Annotated in this window: 18 protein-coding genes and 1 pseudogene; 10 read left to right on the top strand and 9 right to left on the bottom strand. The window is 33.4% G+C overall.

The window, feature by feature from the left end; translation table 11 throughout:
• Positions 1 to 62: 62 nt before the first annotated feature.
• From NR218_RS04530 to NR218_RS04510, 5 genes are all read right to left on the bottom strand, one after another.
• The gene (locus tag NR218_RS04530; RefSeq protein WP_033079907.1) at positions 63 to 1022 is read right to left on the bottom strand and encodes a LacI family DNA-binding transcriptional regulator; all 960 of its coding nucleotides are present in this window, start codon (positions 1020 to 1022) and stop codon (positions 63 to 65) included.
• Positions 1023 to 1121: 99 nt separating this feature from the next.
• Positions 1122 to 2366 carry an ammonium transporter gene (locus NR218_RS04525; protein WP_033079908.1) on the bottom strand — a complete coding sequence of 415 codons (1245 nt, stop codon included), beginning with the start codon at positions 2364 to 2366 and terminating at the stop codon, positions 1122 to 1124.
• Positions 2367 to 2487: 121 nt separating this feature from the next.
• On the bottom strand, positions 2488 to 2712 hold the full coding sequence (locus NR218_RS04520; protein WP_011275296.1) for a sulfurtransferase TusA family protein: 225 nt from the start codon (positions 2710 to 2712) through the stop codon (positions 2488 to 2490).
• 19 nt (positions 2713 to 2731) lie between these two features.
• Complete coding sequence (locus tag NR218_RS04515) at positions 2732 to 3829, bottom strand: YeeE/YedE family protein (protein ID WP_011275295.1); 1098 nt, start codon at positions 3827 to 3829, stop codon at positions 2732 to 2734.
• Between the two features lie 196 nt (positions 3830 to 4025).
• Positions 4026 to 4664 (bottom strand): redox-sensing transcriptional repressor Rex, encoded by a 639-nt coding sequence (locus NR218_RS04510; RefSeq protein WP_011275294.1) that lies wholly within the window; start codon positions 4662 to 4664, stop codon positions 4026 to 4028.
• Positions 4665 to 4904: 240 nt separating this feature from the next.
• Between NR218_RS04510 and abc-f the strand changes: the two genes are divergently transcribed.
• A complete protein-coding gene (abc-f, locus tag NR218_RS04505; protein ID WP_265848407.1) occupies positions 4905 to 6848 on the top strand; it encodes a ribosomal protection-like ABC-F family protein in 1944 nt (647 codons plus the stop codon).
• Positions 6849 to 7230: 382 nt separating this feature from the next.
• Here abc-f and tsaD read toward each other — a convergent pair whose 3' ends face one another.
• Genes tsaD through tsaE form a run of 4 tightly spaced genes read right to left on the bottom strand, consistent with a single transcriptional unit; the run spans position 7231 to position 9796 of the window.
• Positions 7231 to 8259, bottom strand: a complete 1029-nt coding sequence (gene tsaD / locus NR218_RS04500) for a tRNA (adenosine(37)-N6)-threonylcarbamoyltransferase complex transferase subunit TsaD (protein ID WP_011275292.1) — start codon at positions 8257 to 8259, stop codon at positions 7231 to 7233.
• A complete protein-coding gene (rimI, locus tag NR218_RS04495; protein WP_011275291.1) occupies positions 8252 to 8716 on the bottom strand; it encodes a ribosomal protein S18-alanine N-acetyltransferase in 465 nt (154 codons plus the stop codon). The genes tsaD and rimI overlap by 8 nt, the downstream gene beginning before the upstream one ends.
• Positions 8689 to 9354 (bottom strand): tRNA (adenosine(37)-N6)-threonylcarbamoyltransferase complex dimerization subunit type 1 TsaB, encoded by a 666-nt coding sequence (gene tsaB, locus NR218_RS04490; protein WP_011275290.1) that lies wholly within the window; start codon positions 9352 to 9354, stop codon positions 8689 to 8691. Before tsaB ends, rimI begins: the two co-directional genes overlap by 28 nt.
• Complete coding sequence (gene tsaE / locus NR218_RS04485) at positions 9335 to 9796, bottom strand: tRNA (adenosine(37)-N6)-threonylcarbamoyltransferase complex ATPase subunit type 1 TsaE (RefSeq protein ID WP_011275289.1); 462 nt, start codon at positions 9794 to 9796, stop codon at positions 9335 to 9337. Before tsaE ends, tsaB begins: the two co-directional genes overlap by 20 nt.
• 496 nt (positions 9797 to 10292) lie before the next feature.
• On the opposite strand from tsaE, the gene ilvD reads away from it, so the two are divergent.
• The 9 genes and pseudogenes from ilvD (at position 10293) to ilvA (ending at position 20986) form a co-directional block, all read left to right on the top strand.
• Positions 10293 to 11981, top strand: a complete 1689-nt coding sequence (gene ilvD, locus NR218_RS04480; RefSeq protein ID WP_011275288.1) for a dihydroxy-acid dehydratase — start codon at positions 10293 to 10295, stop codon at positions 11979 to 11981.
• A 60-nt stretch (positions 11982 to 12041) separates the two neighbouring features.
• Positions 12042 to 13775: a biosynthetic-type acetolactate synthase large subunit gene (ilvB, locus tag NR218_RS04475; protein WP_224743126.1), complete on the top strand. Its 1734-nt coding sequence runs from the start codon at positions 12042 to 12044 to the stop codon at positions 13773 to 13775.
• On the top strand, positions 13772 to 14014 hold the full coding sequence (locus tag NR218_RS04470; RefSeq protein WP_011275286.1) for an ACT domain-containing protein: 243 nt from the start codon (positions 13772 to 13774) through the stop codon (positions 14012 to 14014). Before ilvB ends, NR218_RS04470 begins: the two co-directional genes overlap by 4 nt.
• 134 nt (positions 14015 to 14148) lie before the next feature.
• Positions 14149 to 15153, top strand: a complete 1005-nt coding sequence (gene ilvC, locus NR218_RS04465; protein WP_011275285.1) for a ketol-acid reductoisomerase — start codon at positions 14149 to 14151, stop codon at positions 15151 to 15153.
• 20 nt (positions 15154 to 15173) lie between these two features.
• A pseudogene (locus NR218_RS04460) lies at positions 15174 to 16705 on the top strand (2-isopropylmalate synthase).
• Positions 16705 to 17745, top strand: a complete 1041-nt coding sequence (gene leuB, locus NR218_RS04455; protein ID WP_011275283.1) for a 3-isopropylmalate dehydrogenase — start codon at positions 16705 to 16707, stop codon at positions 17743 to 17745. Before NR218_RS04460 ends, leuB begins: the two are co-directional and overlap by 1 nt.
• Before the next feature lie 17 nt (positions 17746 to 17762).
• Entirely contained in the window at positions 17763 to 19133 is a 1371-nt protein-coding gene (gene leuC / locus NR218_RS04450; RefSeq protein ID WP_011275282.1) for a 3-isopropylmalate dehydratase large subunit, read from the top strand.
• A gap of 2 nt (positions 19134 to 19135) precedes the next feature.
• Positions 19136 to 19711: a 3-isopropylmalate dehydratase small subunit gene (gene leuD, locus NR218_RS04445; RefSeq protein ID WP_011275281.1), complete on the top strand. Its 576-nt coding sequence runs from the start codon at positions 19136 to 19138 to the stop codon at positions 19709 to 19711.
• Positions 19712 to 19717: 6 nt separating this feature from the next.
• Positions 19718 to 20986 (top strand): threonine ammonia-lyase IlvA, encoded by a 1269-nt coding sequence (ilvA, locus tag NR218_RS04440; RefSeq protein WP_011275280.1) that lies wholly within the window; start codon positions 19718 to 19720, stop codon positions 20984 to 20986.
• The last annotated feature ends 8 nt before the right edge of the window (positions 20987 to 20994 follow it).

The raw sequence follows: 20994 nt of genomic DNA, 5'->3' as shown, positions 1-20994 counted from the left end.
AATCTAAATTTAATATAATTTTATCATTGATTATGGTATCGGTTCCATAGTTTTAAATATTTTTAAAAATTCTCTATTTCAACAGGAATGACAGTTTTAGATACTGCATTTTTAGAAAAAATTAATTCATTCAATTGGTTCATAGCATACGTGCCAGCTTTAAAATAATTGAATTTAACTGTCGTAATAGCGGGTGTAACAAGTTGTGTCATTGGGTTTCCCCCAAATCCAAAAATTTGATAATTTCCAGTAGCATTGTTTTGTTGAGAATAAAATTTATGAATTGCTAATGCAATAGGATCTGTTGCTCCAATTAACGCATCGATACCACTAGCATTTTTTAACTTCTCAGAAACATCATTTTTTGCCTCTTCATATTTAAAAGAAGTTAAATAAATTTCAGGATAAACATCGTATTTTTTTAAACCATCAATAATACCTTGTTTACGTTTGACGCCTACAGCAACGTCCTCCTCACTTACACCAAAGAATACAACGTTTTTATGCTTTTTACTCCCTATCTGTTCCCCTACTATAAAACCTGCTTGATAATCATCATGAATTATACTATGTAAATTGGGATAGGATTGTCCAACTAGAATTACCGGTACATTTAATTTTTCAATTACTTCCAAGTGTTCATCAGTCAAAGTAGTAGCCATTAATATGATGCCATCCACTTTACTTCTTGAAAATGTCTCCAAGGCCTCTATTTCAGCACGTATATCTAAACCAGTATAGTTAAGTAATAATTGATATTGATGTTGATGGCATACAGATACAATTCCTTTCACAGTTTCATCAACCGCATGTGAATTCATCCTTGGAATGATAGCACCAATTAGATTCGTATGCTTAGCTCTTAAACTTTGAGCAAACTGATTTGGCTGATAATCATGTTCTTCAATAATTCGACTTAATTTTTCTTTAGTTTGGGGGCTTACTGAGCCACCATTTAAAAAGCGGGAGACCGTGCTTTTAGATACTCCCGCTAAATTTGCGATATCTGATATATTTTTCATTAGATTAATCACCTAAATTAGTTTTCATTTAAGAATTATTTTATCACAGAAATAATCTCTCAAAGTAACTTTTTAATATGTATTAGACTAATAATATTATCAATATCTCTTATTTAATTTGTTTAGTTCTCCATAAAAATAGGCTTTCTCACCATGAACAAGTTGATCTAAACCTGCTTTATCTTCTTCTTCCGTAGTAGCGATAGGCATTATTTTCTGTAAAATTTTTCCTATAATCCATGTTAAAACAATGGTATAACACAATACCACGATAACAGCTAGTATTTGAATTAAGACAGAGTGTACATCTCCTGTATAAATTAAACCATTTGATACATCATTATTAACATGTTGTGATTGAAAAACACCGGTAAGAATAGCACCAACAATGCCTCCAGCGCCATGGATACCAAATGCATCAAGTGTATCGTTATATTTATACTTCACTTTGATTACATTAATAACAAGATAACAAACGATTCCACCTGCAAATGAAATAATAAAAGCACTGAAATAACTAACGTAGCCTGCTGCCGGTGTAATAGCGACTAACCCTGCTAACACGCCTGATAACAACCCAAGTAAACTTAATTTCTTAGTAATACAGTACTCAACTACTAACCAGCTAAAAGCGCCACCACTTGCAGCAATAATCGTATTTACAAATGATATTAATGCGACATCATTTAAAGTATAAGCACTACCTGTGTTAAAGCCATACCAACCTATCCATACTAAAATACCGCCAATTAAAGTGATTAAAAGATTATGTGGCTGTATTTTTTCAATTTTTTTACCATTACCTATCATGATAGCTAAAATAAGTCCTGAGAGTCCAGATGTGATATGTACAACTGTACCACCTGCATAATCAAGGGCACCAAATTGTTGAATCCAACCTCCGCCCCACACCCAATGTGCAACTGGACTATATATTAAAATCACCCATAAAAAGATAAAGATAATAAATGGAAAGAATTTCATACGTTCAGCGATTGAACCTGAAAGTATTGAAACTGCAATTGTACAAAACATCATTTGGAATAGCATAAATAATGCAAATGGAATATGTGGACTTAATTGGTCATTAACTGCAAATCCGACATGCTGTAGTCCAATTAAATCGAAATTTCCTATCAAAGCATTTCCCGTTCCAAAACTTAATGAAAATCCTAATGCAACCCATGTGAAAGTCACGATAACCATTGCTGCCATACTTTGCATTACTGTATTCAAAACATTCTTTGATTGAACTAGACCACCATAAAACAAGCTAAGACCTGGTGTCATAATCCATACAAGTAAAGTGCAAAGAAATAAAAAAATTGTGTCATCCATCTTCATAATTACCACTTCCTTTAAAAATATCATAATGATACTAAATTGAAATAGCAAAAATGCGTAAGATAAAATGACACAATATGTTACATAATATAACAAAGACATTTTGCATGCCTATTTTGTTTTAAGCTTTCTGAATTGTAATTGTCCATGAAGCATCGTCTAATTGTTCATAATTCGTAACTGGATAACCTTGCTCAGCTGCCCAATTAGGAATAGCTTCTGTTGCTTGTGTGCAATCAAAATCAATTTTAAGTTCATCACCATTATCTAGTGTTTGCATTTTCTTTTGCGCTTCTATCAATGGGAATGGACAAACCATACCTACAGTACCTAATTCATATAACATTGTATTACCTCCAAATTAATTAAGTTGTTTGTACTTGTTTTGTCGCTGTTGTTGCTTGAGACTTAGATGTTTGTTTTTCTAATTTTTTCATTGGTCTTATAAATATAAAGTAACTCATAAACCATACACCTAAAATCATAGAACCAAGTGCTATCCATCCTTTCCAAGACATGATAGCAGTTTCTACTAAACCATTTCCAATTGAACATCCTCCAGCTACTGAAGCACCAAATCCCATACAAATACCACCAATAGCACTATTGCGAATGGTCTTTTTATCAGGTAATCGCCATTTAAATTCACGTGATCCTTTAGCAGCAATATAAGAACCTAAGAATATACCTAAAATTAATAAAACTCCCCAATCAATTAGCTTAGTATCACCTGTAATTAAAAAAGTAATTAAATTTGCTGAAGGTGTGGTAATGCCTAAGCCGTAATCTCTTCCAGTAGAAATACTCATTGGCCAAGCTATCAAAGCAATTAATCCTACTGCAATACCAGCTACAAATGGATGGTATCGTTTTTCAAATAAATAGTGTCTCAAGCCACTATATTTTTGTTTAAGCTTTGGAACTGCAAATTTGGGTTTTGGTTTACGTAATGTTTTAGTTACAAAAATGATAGTTATAATTGTTAATACTAACGTAAACACCCACATAGGAATACCGGTAGTCTGAGACATATTTGCATTAATGTTTGTAGGTTTATTAATCCATGACATTACTGGAAGTAATATACCAGTTTTAGTAATAGCAGCAGTTACAGCATATAGTACGAGCGCTACCCAACTGCCAATCAAACCTTCACCAGCTCGATACCATGTACCTGTAGCACATCCTCCTGCTAATACAATACCGATTCCAAATATAAAAGCACCAATAATTGTACCTATAATTGGAAATGTACTATCTGGGATAGATATAACATTTAATCCAGTTAAAATAAGTAGTCCAATACTTTGGACAGTAATAGCAACTAATAAGGCATAAAACATTTTATTATTTTTTTGAACGTACATATCTCTGAAGCCACCAGCTAAACAGAAGCGTGTACGTTGCATCACAAACCCTAATAATATACCTACTATAAGACCACTAATAATCATCCATATCACTATCAATTCATCCTTTCCCGATTATTTTACTAAGGTATCATAATCAATTGTACTAAATTTGGCAACATCTTAAAATTAAACGCTTTTGATTTTTAATAATATGATGTTTTAAAAACTAAATGAAATTAATGAATGTTAAACGCAAATTAAAAACACCCCTCTTATAAAGAAGGATGCAAGAATATAAATATAAAAATTAATTAGAATAGTTTTTCATAAAGAATAGCAATGATTGCAATTCTATGCCCAAGTCAATATGATGCACTTGTACGGTATTAGGTACTTCTATTCTAGCTGGTGTGAAATTTAGTATACCCTGAATATCAGCTTCAACCAACTGATTTGCAACGCGTTGTGCTGCTTCCTCTGGTGTAGTTAATATTACAACATTGATATTTTGAGCATTGAGTACTTTCTTCAAATCGTTCATATGATGCACAGATACATCACCAATCTCTGTTCCGACAATCTGTTCATCTATATCAAAAGCCTCAGTTATTGTCATTTCATCATGAATTGAAAAGTTATATGTCAAAAGTGCTCGACCTAAATTACCAACACCTACTAAAGCTATGTGTATATTATCACTATCACTTAATGCTGTTTTAAAGAATTCTAATAGACTATCTATATTGTAACCGTAGCCTTTTTTGCCTAATTCTCCAAAATAAGAGAAATCTCTTCGGATGGTTGCTGATTCAATATTGAGTGCCTCACTAATAGCCTTAGAATTAACCCTATCAATGCCTTTTGACTTGAGTGTGTTAACGAATCTGTAATATAAAGGTAATCGCTTCAAAGTTGCCCGTGGAATTTTAGATTTATTATGAGCCATTTAAAATGCCCCCCTTTATGTTTGAATTTTATAATCTATGTATCCAAACTATTTTGAGTGCTATACGTTTTAAATTTAAAAATGTCGTTATGTCCTATTATGAATACTGGAATATTATACCCTAACATATTTTAAAAATAAATAACTTAGTTTCAAGAAACTAAGTAATACGGTAAAATATAGAGTAATATACAATCTAATTTCGAGTAATAAACTTATAAATAGAAAGGTGAAACCTGAATGATACTCTTGCAATTAAACGATATTTCGAAATCATTTGATGGCGAAGATATTTTCACGCGTGTGAATTTCGAAGTAAAAACAGGCGAACGAATTGGTGTCGTAGGCAGAAACGGTGCTGGTAAATCGACTTTAATGAAAATCATTGCCGGTGTTGAAGACTATGATAGCGGTCATATATCAAAAATCAAAAATTTACGTATGGGTTATTTAACACAGCAAATGACACTTAATTCATCTGCTTCAGTCTTCGAAGAAATGTCAAAACCGTTTGAACATTTAAAAAAAATGGAACTTCTAATTAGAGAAGAAACGAATTGGCTAGCTGATCATGCATCTAACTACTATTCCGAAGAATATCAACAACATATGGAACGCTATGAATCTTTAACTAATCAATTCGAACAACTTGATGGTTATCAGTATGAAAGTAAAATCAAAACTGTTCTACATGGTTTAAATTTCAATGAAGATGATTTCGATAAACCTATCAATGATTTCAGTGGTGGTCAAAAAACGCGATTATCCTTAGCCCAAATGCTATTGAATGAGCCAGATTTATTACTACTAGACGAACCTACAAACCATTTAGATTTAGAAACGACGAAGTGGTTAGAAGATTATTTAAAATATTTCAAAGGTGCCATTGTTATTATCAGTCACGATAGATATTTCCTAGATAAAATAGTCACTCAAATATATGATGTTGCACTTGGCGATGTTAAACGTTACGTCGGAAATTATGAACAATTTATTGAGCAACGTGATAAATATTACGAAAGCAGAATGCAAGAATATGAACGTCAGCAAGATGAAATTAAAATATTAGAAACATTTGTAGAGAAAAATATAACACGTGCTTCAACTAGTGGAATGGCAAAAAGTCGTCGAAAAACACTAGAAAAAATGGAACGTATTGACAAACCTATGTTGGACGCAAGAAGTGCTAACATTCAATTTGGCTTTAATCGTAATACAGGTAATGACGTTATGAATATACGTAATCTGAAAATTGGTTATGACTCGCCTATTACATCTCCTATTAATATTGAAGTAAGTAAGGGGGATCATATTGCCATTATTGGCCCAAATGGCGTAGGTAAAACTACTCTAATCAAGACCATCGCTCAACGTCAAAATCAATTAGAAGGTGAAATTACCTTTGGTGCAAATCTTCAAATTGGTTATTACGATCAAAAGCAAGCTGAATTTAAATCTAATAAAACAATTATCGACTATGTTTGGGATCAATATCCAACAATGAATGAAAAAGATATTCGCGCTATACTCGGACGTTTCTTATTCGTGCAAGATGATGTAAAGAAAGTAATCAATGATTTATCTGGTGGAGAAAAAGCTCGTTTGCAATTAGCGCTACTTATGCTTCAAAGAGATAATGTATTAATTCTTGATGAACCAACAAACCATCTTGATATAGATTCTAAAGAGATGTTAGAACAAGCGCTAAAAGATTTTGAAGGAACCATTCTTTTTGTATCACACGATCGTTACTTTATTAATCAATTGGCAAATAAAGTATTCGACTTAAATTATGACGGTGGCCAAATGTATTTGGGAGATTATCAATATTACATCGAGAAAACAGAAGAAGCAGCGGCACTTGAAGCTTTTAAAAATGAGCGCAATGATTTTAGTAAAGAGGATACTTCAAATCAAAATGAAGCTAATGAAAATGTAAATACCTATGATTCTCAAAAGCAACAACGTCGTGAGCAAAGAAAATTAGAACGTCTCATTGAGAACTGTGAAGCCAAAATTGAAGCATTTGAGAATGAAATAGCACGCATTGATGAACAACTCACTCAGCCTGACGTATTCAATAATCCTGAAAAAGCCTCATCATTAGCGAATCAGAAACTTGAAACCGAACAAATGTTAGAACAGGTTATGTCGGAATGGGAAAATTTACAAGAAAATATCTAAAGACTCATTATTTTACCATTAGCTAGAAAGTATTAATTAACTTTCTAGCTAATTTTTTTATACAAATTTCAACAAAAGTTATAAACAGCTAAAATACGATATTATCAGCTATCCACATAGTTATCCCACTTATCCACAACTTATTTTAAATTCATTTACAAGATTTTTACACAAAATTAAATTCATATCCACATTGTTAAGAACGGTTTATCCACAACTTATACACTTAATGTTGATAAGTACAAACGTTCCCTATTGACCTTTTGAATTATTTTAATCTCAATAAAAAACCTCTTGTTAACAGTGGATCTTAATCCTTACGTTAAAAGAGGTTCCTTTTGATTATTGAAATAATTAATTCGATTAAATAAATAATATAAATTTAAACTTCTATAGTAGCTTCTTCTATATCCATATTATTTTCACCATTCAAATCTAACTTAGCTGTAATTCCTGACTGATAATAGTAATATGCTGCAGCACCAATCATTGCTGCATTATCAGTACATAATTTAGGACTTGGAATGGATAAATGAATATTATTATCTTCACATAATTGTTGTAATCGGTATCGCAATCCTTTATTACTTGCAACACCTCCAGCAACAATAAGTCTGTTAACTTTATAGGCTTTACATGCATTAATCGCTTTAGTACTTAACACGTCTACAACACTATTTTGAAAACTAGTTGCTACATCTTCTTTTACAACTTCTTCATTCTTTTGTCGCAAATTATGCAGTTTATTTATAACAGAACTTTTCAATCCACTAAAACTAAAATCATAACTTTCCTTTTCTAACCACACTCTTGGAAAATCATAAGTATCTTTACCATATTGAGCTAATTTATCAATTTGTGGCCCTCCTGGGTATGGTAAATCAATTGTTCGAGCGACTTTATCATACGCCTCTCCCACTGCATCATCTCTTGTCTCACCAATAACTTCGAAATGCATATGAGATTTCATATATACTAATTCAGTATGCCCCCCTGACACAATTAGCGTAATTAATGGAAATGTTAATGGTTCTTCTAAATGATTGGCATAAATGTGACCTGCAATATGGTGCACAGGAATAAGTGGTTTGTCATAAGCAAAAGCTAGTGCTTTCGCTGCATTAATACCGATAAGTAATGCGCCAATTAATCCTGGTCCTTGAGTCACTGCTATTGCATCAATATCATTCATTGATATATTTGCAGTTGTTAATGCTTCTTCAATCGTTGTCGTAATCCCTTCAACGTGATGTCGACTTGCAACTTCAGGTACAACACCACCGAAACGCTTATGACTCTCAATTTGACTTAATACAATATTAGATAAAATTGAATTTCCATTTTTAATGACACTTACACTTGTTTCATCACAACTCGTTTCTATTGCTAATATTAATGTTTCTTTATTCATTTAAGTTCACCCACATTACCATTGCATCCTCGCCTTCTCCATAATAATTTTTACGTTTACCTCCAAATTGAAAACCCAAATTAGTATAAACATGTTGCGCAATTACATTATCTATCCTAACTTCCAAACTCATCACTTCACATGAATGGCTTGCATAATCCATTACATACTTTAATAATAATTGTCCCAGTCCATAACCTCTAAAGTCTTTACGAATTGCTATCGTTGTAATTTGAGCTTGATCAATAACCATCCATAGTCCTAGATATCCGATAATTTCATTTTCAAAAACAATTACAAAATATTTAGCAAAGTTATTTTCATTCAATTCATGATAAAATGCATCAATTGTCCACGAACTATCATTGAAACTATCTCGTTCTATATCGAATACACTGGGGACATCATCTACTTGCATTGCTCTAATTGTTAATTCTGCTTCTGTTGGTTTAGCCAATTTCTTTCAGCCTCTGATAATTTAATATAATTAGGAACAAATGTATGAATCGGTTCACTTTTAGTTATGAGTTGTTTCATAGTTGGAGCATGAGGTAAATTATTTTTTATTTCTCCACCTAGGTGTTCGGATAACTTATCAGCATCTCTACCAACATAAAGAAATGGTTGGTTCATTTCAGTTAATTGCTTTTTTAATTCTTCAATAGGTAAATATTGATCTTTTATAATAGTTGTTATATTTCCATCAACGTTTTGATAAACACCAGTGTATACCGCTTCACGACGCGCATCAATGATTGGAACTAATAATTTTTGTTTATCATTCTTCACTGTTGCAGCTAATGCTGCTAAAGATGATACACCATATAATTTAGTATTTAATGCATAGGCCAACGTTTTAGCGGTGGTTACGCCAATTCTAACTCCAGTATAGGAACCTGGACCCTTAGCAACTACAATCCCATCAATATCATTTTTTTCAATTTTTGCTTCTTCAAATAAGTGCTGAATACCAGGCATAAGTTGACTCGAATGATCTCTTTTATCTTCCGACGTAGTTTCTGCCAAGACGGTATCATCTTGCATGATTGCGATTGACATCGGTTGATTAGATGTATCAATCATTAATAAATTCACTTTCAACTTCCTCCTTTACTTTTAAATAATGGGTTCCTTGGGCTTCTAATTTTATAGTTCTTTTTGTTTCACTTAAAGTTTCTATATTGATTATTAAATGTTCCTTAGGTAATAAATCTTGAATAAATTGACTCCATTCAATAATGGTAATGCCCTCATCTTGAAAATATTCATCAAATCCTAGATCTTCATCTGAATCTTCCAAACGATAACAGTCCATATGATGTAATTTTAAATTACTCCCTTTATATGATTTTATAATATTAAAGGTAGGAGAATTAATATTACGCTTAACTCCTAAATGTTTACCTATAAATTGTGTTAGTGTAGTTTTACCTGCCCCTAGGTCGCCATTTAAAAGGATTAAATCACTAGGCTCTAAGTGTCGAACTAACACGTTTGCAAAATGATTTAATTCATCCAAATTATTAATACTTATCATTAGTCCCACTCTTTCAAATTTTTTTAAATCAAATGATTATTCATGACCATTTCAGAACTTATGGTAACTTATTTTATTCTCTCAAACTAAATTAAGTCATAAAAATTTTAACTTACTAATTATAACAAATTCCTTAAACAATTTCCCTATACTCAACAAAAGAATGATGAGATGAAGTTGTTAGAAAATTCTTAAAAAGGCTATTGACTTAATAAAAATGATATAGTAAATTAAGTTTATCGAATTTTTAAACAATTCTAACTATTCTAATATAACCATTCAAGGAAGGAGTATATTAAAATGACAAATCAAACATATAACCCAACTGACAATTTAATTATTTTATTATACTCGCAAGGGCTGGAACTTTAGTAATTATCTGTTACTAAATGTTTAAGTCCTATTTCTCATTGAATGGGACTTATAGACGTCCCAATCATAAATTGGGGCGTCTTTTTATGTTTTAAACTTATTGTGTTTTATGGGGGAATTATTTATGAGAAGTGACATGATAAAAAAAGGTGATCATCAAGCACCTGCTCGAAGTCTTTTACACGCCACGGGCGCACTTAAAAATCCTACAGATATGAACAAACCTTTTGTAGCAATTTGTAACTCTTATATCGATATTGTACCTGGACATGTGCATTTAAGAGAATTGGCTGACATTGCTAAAGAAGCTATTCGTGAGGCAGGCGCTATACCTTTCGAGTTTAATACTATTGGCGTTGATGATGGTATAGCTATGGGACACATTGGAATGCGTTACTCACTACCCTCTCGAGAAATCATTGCTGATGCTGCAGAGACCGTCATTAATGCGCACTGGTTCGATGGCGTATTTTACATTCCTAATTGCGACAAAATAACACCCGGTATGTTATTAGCTGCCGTTAGAACCAATGTACCAGCTATATTCTGTTCTGGTGGGCCTATGAAAGCTGGTTTATCAGCGCAAGGTAAAGCTTTGACATTATCATCAATGTTTGAAGCGGTTGGCGCATTTAAAGAAGGTAAACTCTCCAAAGAAGCATTTTTAGATATGGAACAAAACGCCTGCCCTACTTGTGGTTCTTGCGCGGGAATGTTTACAGCAAACTCAATGAATTGTTTAATGGAAGTCTTAGGCTTAGCACTACCATATAACGGTACAGCTTTAGCAGTAAGCGAACAAAGAAGAGAAATGATTCGTGAAGCTGCATTTAAATTAGTAGATAATATCAAAAAAGATATCAAACCACTTGATATCGTAACTCGAGAAGCTATCGATGATGCATTTGCACTTGATATGGCGATGGGTGGTTCAACTAACACAGTATTACATACGCTAGCCATTGCAAACGAAGCTGGAATTGATTACGATTTGGAACGCATCAATGAAATCGCTAAAAAGACGCCTTATTTATCTAAGATTGCGCCAAGTTCTTCATATTCTATGCATGATGTCCACGAAGCAGGTGGTTGTCCAGCTATCATCAATGAATTGATGAAAAAAGAAGGAACATTACATCCAGATAGACTCACAGTTACTGGAAAAACACTTCGTGAAAATAATGAAGGTAAAGAAATTAAGAATTTTGATGTCATTCATTCACTAGATGATCCTTATGATAAGCAAGGTGGTCTCTCAATATTATTTGGAAATATAGCGCCTAAAGGGGCTGTTATTAAAGTTGGTGGCGTTGATCCTTCTATTAAGATATTTACTGGTAAAGCAATTTGTTTCAATTCACACGATGAAGCTGTTGAAGCAATTGATAATAAAATCGTACGCGAAGGTCATGTCGTTGTTATTCGATATGAAGGTCCTAAAGGTGGACCAGGAATGCCTGAAATGTTAGCCCCTACTTCTTCAATTGTAGGTAGAGGTTTAGGTAAAGATGTCGCATTAATAACTGATGGTAGATTCTCTGGTGCAACGAGAGGTATCGCTGTCGGCCACATTTCACCAGAAGCAGCTTCAGGTGGACCTATTGGACTCATTAAAGACGGCGATGAAGTTACTATTGATTTAATCAATCGAACTTTAAATGTTAATCAAACTAAAGAAGAACTTAATCATCGTAAAGAAGCATTACAACCTTTTAAGGCAAAAGTGAAATCAGGTTATCTGGCAAGATATACTGCTTTGGTCACTAGTGCGAATACTGGTGGTATTATGCAAGTTCCCGAAAATCTAATATAACTAGAGGAGTTGTTCAACATGACAAGTAAAAAGGAAAGTAGCGTAGTAAGTCCTGATGCTATGGACTATTCAAAACAGACTAGTCTAAAAGAAGATAGTGATTTAGACGCAAATAATAATTTCAGATCCGGTTCAGAACTTTTAGTAGAGGCATTATTACATGAAGATGTTGATTTCATATTCGGTTATCCTGGTGGCGCAGTTTTACCATTATATGACACTTTCTATGATGGTAAAATTAAACACATCTTAGCAAGACATGAACAAGGTGCTACTCACGCTGCAGAAGGTTATGCAAGAGTATCTGGCAAAACTGGTGTAGTGGTTGTAACAAGTGGTCCTGGCGCTACAAATGCGATTACCGGTATAACAGATGCGTACTGTGATTCCCTCCCCTTAGTAGTATTCACTGGACAAGTAGCAACACCAGGAATTGGTAAAGACGCTTTTCAAGAAGCAGATTTACTTTCTATGACTACACCAATTACAAAAGCTAATTTCCAAGTTAAAAATGTAAATGATATTCCAAGAATCGTTCATGAAGCATTTTACTTAGCAAATTCTGGACGCAAAGGCCCTGTAGTTATAGATTTTCCTAAAGATATGGGTGTACTTAAAACATCTGCACCACTTGTAAATGAAGTGGACTTACCGGCATATGATGTCACTGTAAATCCTAAAGATAAAGATATTAGTCAATTAATTCAATATTTAGAGAATGCAAAGCAACCACTTATCTTAGCAGGCGCTGGCATTAATCATTCACAATCTAATGAATTATTAACTCAATTTGTAACTAAACATCAAATTCCAGTAGCTACTACACTTTTAGGTCTGGGAGCTATTCCTTATGACAATCCACTATTTCTAGGTATGGGAGGTATGCATGGCTCCTATGCAAGTAATATGGCTTTAACCGAATGTGATTTATTAATTAATTTAGGTAGTCGGTTTGATGATAGATTAGCAAGTAATCCTAATGAATTTGCTCCTCATGCAACCGTAGTTCATGTGGATATTGATGAATCAGAAATTAACAAGGTGATTTCGACTGACTTAGGGATAGTTGCTGACTGTAAAAAAGTACTCGAAGCTTTATCTCAAAGATTTACAAATAAAACTTCCCATGAACACTGGGTTAACCATTGTATTGAAAATAAGCACAAACATCCTTTTAAATATAAAAAAACTGATGACACATTTTGCAAACCTCAAGAAGCTATTGAATATATCGGAAAAATTACAAACGGTGAAGCTATAGTTACTACTGATGTTGGTCAACATCAAATGTGGGCAGCTCAATTTTATCCATTCAAACATCATGGTCAATGGGTTACTAGCGGTGGTTTAGGTACTATGGGATTTGGTATTCCATCAGCTATCGGTGCTCAATTAGCTGAACCTGATAAAACAGTTATTTGCTTTGTTGGTGATGGTGGTTTTCAAATGACAAATCAGGAAATAGCGTTACTGCCTGAATACGGACTCAACGTAAAAATCGTTCTAATCAATAATGGCACATTAGGTATGGTTAAACAGTGGCAAGACAAATTCTTTAACCACCGATTCTCTCATTCAGTATTTAATGATCAACCTGACTTCATGAAGATGGCAGAAGCATATGGTGTTAAAGGTTTCTTAATTGATCATCCAAATAAACTAACTAAAACACTTGATTCAGCATTTAATTATAGTGGACCTGCGCTAATCGAAGTTAGAATCTCACCTACTGAACCAGTTAATCCTATGATCCCAAGTGGCAAAGCGAACCATGAAATGGAGGGGTTAGAATGAAACGAATTTTACATTTAAAAGTAACCGATCAAGTGAGCACATTAAACAGAATTACAAGTGCATTCGTTAGACTACAATATAATATTAATGAATTAACAGTTAAACCATCTCAAGAAAAAGGTATCTCTGATATGCAAATTACTGCAGATATTGAAGATGAAGCTATATTTAAAATTTTAATTGCGAAGTTAAAAAAACAAGTCAGTGTACTCGAAGTTCAAGATATTAGTCAGAACTGAGATAAGCTGTATATTGATGCGCTAGTATAATTAAATAAATAACCACTAACATCACATAATTTAGATAATTTCTTTATCTAAATTTTAAGAATATTCTAAATATTAAGTTATTTAAATTTTTGGAGGAATGTATTATGACTAAAGTTTATTACGATCAATCAGTTGAGAAAGATGCATTACAAGGTAAAAAAATTGCAATTATCGGTTACGGTTCACAAGGACACGCGCATGCACAAAACCTTAAAGACAACGGTTATGACGTTATTGTTGGTATTCGCCCTGGTCATTCTTTTGATAAAGCTAAAGAAGATGGCTTCGATGTTTATCCAGTTGCAGAAGCTGTTAAACAAGCAGATGTCATCATGGTGTTATTGCCAGATGAAATCCAAGGAAATGTCTATAAAAATGAAATTGAACCTAACTTAGAAGCTGGAAATGCCCTAGCATTTGCGCATGGTTTTAATATCCACTTTGAAGTTATCAAACCACCTAAAGATGTGGATGTCTTCTTAGTAGCTCCTAAAGGACCTGGTCATTTAGTAAGACGTACCTTTGTTGAAGGAACTGCCGTACCAGCACTATTTGGTGTACAACAAGATGCTACTGGTCAAGCACGCGATATTTCATTAAGTTATGCGAAAGGTATCGGAGCTACGCGTGCAGGTGTAATTGAAACAACATTTAAAGAAGAAACTGAAACAGATTTATTCGGTGAGCAAGCAGTACTTTGTGGTGGTATTCATAAATTAATCCAAAGTGGCTTTGAAACTTTAGTTGAAGCGGGCTATCAAAAAGAATTAGCATACTTCGAAGTATTACATGAAATGAAGTTAATTGTTGATTTAATGTATGAAGGCGGTATGGAGAACGTTCGTTACTCAATTTCTAACACAGCAGAGTATGGTGACTATGTTTCAGGACCTAGAGTCATCACTCCTGATGTTAAAGACAATATGAAAGCAGTATTAAAAGATATTCAAAATGGTAATTTTGCAAATAGCTTTGTTAAAGACAATGAAAATGGCTTTAAAGAATTCTATAAATTACGTGAACAACAACACGGTCATGAAATCGAAGCAGTTGGTCGCGAATTAAGAAAAATGATGCCATTCATTAAATCTAAAAGTATTCAAAAATAAATGCTAAGGGGTTGTTAAAGATGGAAAGCCATATTCAAATTTTTGATACAACATTAAGAGACGGTGAACAAACACCTGGAGTTAACTTTTCTTTTGACGAGCGATTAAAGATTGCCAAACAGTTAGAAACATGGGGTGTAGATATACTTGAAGCAGGTTTTCCCGCTTCAAGTGCAGGTAGCTTTAAGTCTGTTCAAGCTATATCAAATACTTTAACTAAAACAGCTGTATGTGGGTTAGCACGCTGTAAAAAATCAGATATCGATGCTGTTTATGAAGCTACAAAAGATGCTGTAAAACCAGTTATTCACGTTTTTATAGCAACTTCACCCATTCACTTAACTCATAAACTCAAAATGACTCAACAACAGGTCTTGGAATCAATTAAAGAGCACGTCAGTTATGCCAAACAATACTTTGATGTCGTTCAATTTTCACCTGAGGATGCCACAAGAACTGATACAGATTTCTTAATAAAATGTGTACAGATGGCAGTAGACTGTGGTGCTACAATCATTAACATCCCAGATACAGTCGGTTATAGTTATCCAAATGAAATGGTCGAATTTTTAAAACCTTGATTGAGAACATTAACTCTAAACAAGACATTACTTATAGTGCACATTGTCATGATGATTTAGGAATGGCAGTTGCTAATAGTCTGGCTGCTATTGAAAATGGTGCCAAACGAATCGAAGGAACAGTAAATGGCATCGGTGAACGAGCGGGCAATACTGCCATAGAAGAATTAGCTTTAGCACTATATGTCCGTAAAGATCACTATGGTAATGAAACACGATTGAAACTATCAGAAACAAAAAATACTTCTGATATTATATCTCGCTATGCTGGTATACGCGTTCCTAGAAATAAAGCCATTGTTGGTCAAAATGCTTTTAGTCATGAGTCTGGCATTCACCAAGATGGTGTTTTAAAAAATCCAGAAACTTATGAAATCATGACGCCACAACTTGTTGGTATTAGTAAAAATGATTTACCTCTTGGTAAACTATCAGGTAAACACGCTTTTGCTGAAAAATTAAAATCTTTAGGATACGATATTGAACCACAAAATCAAGCTGAATTATTTAAACAATTCAAAGCCATTGCTGATAAAAAGAAAAGTGTAACTGATCGAGATATACATGCGATTATCCAAGGTACTGAACATGAGCAAAATGCAATTTATCAAGTTGATACACTTCAATTGCAGTTTGTTTCCAATGGTTTACAAAGTGCTGTTGTCGTTATAAAAGATAAAAATGGTAATATTTATCAAGATTCAAGTATAGGAACTGGGTCAATTGTGGCTATATATAATGCAGTTGATCGCATTTTTAAACATAAAAGTGAACTCATTGATTACCGTATTGATTCTGTCACTGAAGGTACCGACGCTCAAGCAGAAGTACATGTTTCATTAACTATTGAAGGTCAACCTGTTAATGGTATTGGTATTGATCATGATGTGTTATATGCCTCTTGCAAAGCATATGTAGAAGCACATGCTAAATACGCTAGTGAAATTAACAAAAAGGAAGGTAATCACTAATGACTTATAATATTGTAGCTTTGCCTGGTGATGGAATAGGACCAGAAATCTTAAGTGGTACGTTAGAATTATTAGAACTAATCAGTAAAAAATATAAATTTGATTATCAATTAACGTCTTATGATTTTGGAGGTGCAGCCATAGATTCGCATGGTGTTCCCCTTCCTGATGATACTTTAAATGCTTGTAAAAATGCTGACGCAATTTTGTTGGGTGCTGTAGGTGGTCCTCAATGGACTGATCCTAATAATAGACCTGAGCAAGGATTATTAGCATTACGTAAATCTCTAGGTTTGTTCGCCAATATACGACCTACTAAAGTTACTGAGGGTACAAGTCATTTTTCTCCAATTAAAGAATCACGTGTCAAAGGAACGGATTTTATCATAGTGAGAGAATTAACTAGTGGCTTATATTTTGGTGAACCACGGCATATTGATAATCAAAGTGCACTAGACTCACTAACTTATACTAAAAAGGAAATTGAACGTATTGCAATGGTAGCTTTTGAATTAGCATCTCAAAGAAAGAAAAAATTAACGTCAGTTGATAAAGAAAATGTGTTAGCTACAAGTAAACTTTGGCGTAAAACTATTAATGAGATTAGTCATGAGTTTCCTGATGTTAAAGTGAATCATTTATTAGTTGATGCTTGTAGCATGCAGTTAATTTCCCAACCTACTAATTTTGATGTCATTGTTACTGAAAATCTATTTGGAGATATATTAAGTGATGAAGCTTCTACCATTCCAGGTTCATTAGGTTTATCACCTTCTGCAAGTTTTAGTTTAGAAGGACCAAGACTTTATGAACCTATTCATGGTTCAGCACCCGACATTGCAAATCAAAATCTAGCTAACCCATTTGGTATGATACTCTCGTTAGCCATGTGCTTACGTGAAAGTTTTAACTTTGAAGATGCGGCGTCTGAACTAGAACAGGCTGTATATCAACTTATTAAAGATGGTAAAACAACTAAAGATTTAAATGGGCACTATACTACATCAGATATATTCAATGAATTAAAAAAGAATTATTAATAAGGGGGAATGCTTTTATGGGACAAACGTTATTCGATAAAGTTTGGAATAAACATGTTTTAACCGGGAATGAAGGTGAACCTCAATTATTATATATTGATTTACACTTAATTCATGAAGTGACTTCTCCACAAGCTTTCGAAGGTTTAAGACTTCAAAATCGTAAATTGAGACGCCCTGATTTAACATTTGCAACTTTAGATCATAATGTTCCTACAATAGATATTTTTAATATTAAAGATGAAATTGCGAACAAACAAATTACTACACTTCAAAAGAATGCAAAGGAATTTGGTGTTCAATTATTTGATATGGGTTCTGTTGAACAAGGTATTGTTCACATGGTAGGTCCAGAAACAGGTCTCACTCAACCTGGAAAAACAATCGTTTGTGGTGATTCACATACTGCCACGCATGGGGCCTTTGGTGCAATCGCATTTGGTATAGGGACAAGTGAAGTTGAACATGTATTTGCTACTCAAACACTTTGGCAAACTAAACCTAAAAATTTAAAGATAGACGTTACAGGTCAGTTACCAAAAGGCGTCTATGCGAAAGATATTATCTTGTATCTTATTAGTCAATATGGTGTTGATTTTGGTACTGGTTACGCTATTGAATTTACAGGTGAAACGATTAGATCTCTGTCTATGGAAGCTAGAATGACTATCTGCAACATGGCCATTGAAGCTGGTGCTAAATATGGATTGATGCAACCAGATGAAATGACATTTGCTTATGTCAAAGACAGAAAATATGCTCGAAATTTTGACCGTTCTATCAATGATTGGCGTCAATTATATACTGATGCCGATGCTAAATTTGATAAAGTTATCAAACTTGATGTTACAAATTTAGAACCTCAAGTTACATGGGGAACAAATCCTGAAATGGGTGTTAGTTTTAATACACCTTTTCCAAAAATTAAAAATATTAATGATGAACGCGCTTATCAATATATGGGCTTAAAACCAGGCCAAAAAGCTGAAGATATCGATTTAGGTTATGTGTTCTTAGGTTCTTGTACCAATGCAAGATTATCAGACTTAGTAGAAGCTAGTCGAATCGTTAAGGGTAAACAAGTCCATCCAAAAATCACTGCAATCGTTGTACCTGGCTCTCGCTCAGTTAAAAAAGAAGCTGAAGCATTGGGTTTGGACAAAATATTTAAAGATGCAGGATTTCAATGGAGAGAACCAGGTTGTTCAATGTGTTTAGGTATGAATCCTGATCAAGTACCCGAAGGCATACACTGTGCCTCTACGAGCAATCGTAACTTTGAAGGAAGACAAGGTAAAGGCGCTAGAACGCATCTAGTGTCCCCTGCTATGGCTGCTGCAGCGGCTATTGAAGGAAGATTCGTAGATGTTAGAAAGGTGGTTGTTTAGTAATGGATATCCAACCTATTACAACCTATACAGGAAAAGTTGTACCATTGTTTAATGACAATATTGATACTGACCAAATTATTCCCAAAGTACATCTTAAACGAATAACTAAAAGTGGTTTCGGTCCATTTGCATTTGACGAATGGAGATACCTTCCTGATGGTACAAATAATCCAGATTTTAATCCTAATAAACCTGAATTCTCTGGTGCTACTATTTTGATTACTGGTGACAATTTTGGTTGTGGTTCAAGTCGTGAACATGCTGCGTGGGCTTTAAAAGATTATGGATTCAATATTATTATAGCTGGTAGCTTTAGTGACATATTCTTTATGAATTGTACAAAAAATGGCATGTTACCTATTACTTTAGGTGAAAACGAAAGAAAATATTTAGCTTCTCAAAAAGAAATTACCATTGATTTACCAAATCAAACTGTTTCAGCTAATGATAAATCATTTAACTTTCAAATTGATGAAACATGGAAACATAAATTAGTTAATGGTTTAGATGATATAGCCATAACATTAGAATATGAAGATTTAATTGAACAATATGAAAATAAGAATAAAGGTTGAGATAAAATGACTGTGAAGACAACTTTAAATGCTAAAGATGTAGATAATGCATACTTAAGAATAAAAGATGTTGTTAAAGAGACACCTTTACAATTCGATCTCTATCTTTCTCAAAAATATGACTGTAATGTGTATTTAAAAAGAGAAGACTTACAATGGGTTCGCTCTTTCAAACTTAGAGGTGCATATAATGCAATTTCTGTTCTAACAAGTGAAGCTAAAGAAAAAGGTATTACATGCGCAAGTGCTGGAAATCATGCTCAAGGTGTTGCTTATACTGCTAAAGCATTAAATTTAAAAGCTGTGATTTTCATGCCTGTTACCACACCTCTTCAAAAGGTTAATCAAGTTAAATTTTTTGGTTCTAAAAACGTTAAAATCATATTAACTGGAGATACTTTTGATGATTGCTTAAAAGAAGCTTTAATTTATACTGAACAAAATCACATGACTTTTATCGACCCTTTTAATAATGTAGATACAATAGCTGGACAAGGAACATTAGCAAAAGAAATTTTGAATCAATCAAGTAATGATTCAATTACGTTCGATTATCTATTTGCTGCTATTGGTGGTGGAGGTTTGATTTCAGGAATTAGCACTTATATGAATCAATATAGTCCACAAACTAAAATTATTGGTGTCGAACCCTCTGGCGCTAGTAGCATGTACGAATCAGTTGTTGTCCAAAACAAAATAGTGACACTTGATCATATTGACAAATTTGTAGATGGTGCTTCTGTGGCACGAGTTGGTGATATCACTTATGATATAGCTAAGAAATTTGTAGACGATTATATTCAAGTAGATGAAGGTGCTGTTTGTTCAACTATTTTAGATATGTACTCTAAACAAGCCATTGTTGCTGAACCAGCAGGTGCATTAAGTGTTTCAGCATTAGAGCAATATAAAGAAAAAATTAAAGGTAAGACAGTAGTATGTGTAGTTAGTGGTGGTAATAACGATATTAATCGAATGAAAGAAATTGAAGAACGTTCATTACTTTACGAGGAGATGAAACATTACTTTATTCTTAACTTTCCTCAACGTCCTGGTGCATTAAAGGAATTTGTTAACGATGTATTAGGACCTCAGGATGATATAACTAAGTTTGAATATTTAAAGAAAACTTCTCAAAACACTGGTACTGTCATTATCGGTATTCAACTTAAGAATCATGATGATCTTAACCAACTAAAAATTAATGTTCATGATTTTGATCCATCAAATATTTATATTAATGAGAATAAAATGTTATACTCACTTTTAATTTGAATATTAAA

It is taken from the genome of Staphylococcus sp. SUC_1.2, from assembly GCF_026222585.1.
This window is presented reverse-complemented; position numbering and strand designations above follow the sequence as displayed.

What these genes read in the sequence shown, in the direction of transcription:
- NR218_RS04530 (WP_033079907.1), bottom strand. Translation starts at nt 1,022, where the DNA reads ATGAAAAATATATCAGATATCGCAAATTTAGCGGGAGTATCTAAAAGC.
- NR218_RS04525 (WP_033079908.1), bottom strand. Translation starts at nt 2,366, where the DNA reads ATGAAGATGGATGACACAATTTTTTTATTTCTTTGCACTTTACTTGTA.
- NR218_RS04520 (WP_011275296.1), bottom strand. Translation starts at nt 2,712, where the DNA reads ATGTTATATGAATTAGGTACTGTAGGTATGGTTTGTCCATTCCCATTG.
- NR218_RS04510 (WP_011275294.1), bottom strand. Translation starts at nt 4,664, where the DNA reads ATGGCTCATAATAAATCTAAAATTCCACGGGCAACTTTGAAGCGATTA.
- abc-f (WP_265848407.1), top strand. Translation starts at nt 4,905, where the DNA reads ATGATACTCTTGCAATTAAACGATATTTCGAAATCATTTGATGGCGAA.
- tsaD (WP_011275292.1), bottom strand. Translation starts at nt 8,259, where the DNA reads ATGAATAAAGAAACATTAATATTAGCAATAGAAACGAGTTGTGATGAA.
- tsaE (WP_011275289.1), bottom strand. Translation starts at nt 9,796, where the DNA reads ATGATAAGTATTAATAATTTGGATGAATTAAATCATTTTGCAAACGTG.
- ilvD (WP_011275288.1), top strand. Translation starts at nt 10,293, where the DNA reads ATGAGAAGTGACATGATAAAAAAAGGTGATCATCAAGCACCTGCTCGA.
- ilvB (WP_224743126.1), top strand. Translation starts at nt 12,042, where the DNA reads ATGGACTATTCAAAACAGACTAGTCTAAAAGAAGATAGTGATTTAGAC.
- NR218_RS04470 (WP_011275286.1), top strand. Translation starts at nt 13,772, where the DNA reads ATGAAACGAATTTTACATTTAAAAGTAACCGATCAAGTGAGCACATTA.
- ilvC (WP_011275285.1), top strand. Translation starts at nt 14,149, where the DNA reads ATGACTAAAGTTTATTACGATCAATCAGTTGAGAAAGATGCATTACAA.
- leuB (WP_011275283.1), top strand. Translation starts at nt 16,705, where the DNA reads ATGACTTATAATATTGTAGCTTTGCCTGGTGATGGAATAGGACCAGAA.
- leuC (WP_011275282.1), top strand. Translation starts at nt 17,763, where the DNA reads ATGGGACAAACGTTATTCGATAAAGTTTGGAATAAACATGTTTTAACC.
- leuD (WP_011275281.1), top strand. Translation starts at nt 19,136, where the DNA reads ATGGATATCCAACCTATTACAACCTATACAGGAAAAGTTGTACCATTG.
- ilvA (WP_011275280.1), top strand. Translation starts at nt 19,718, where the DNA reads ATGACTGTGAAGACAACTTTAAATGCTAAAGATGTAGATAATGCATAC.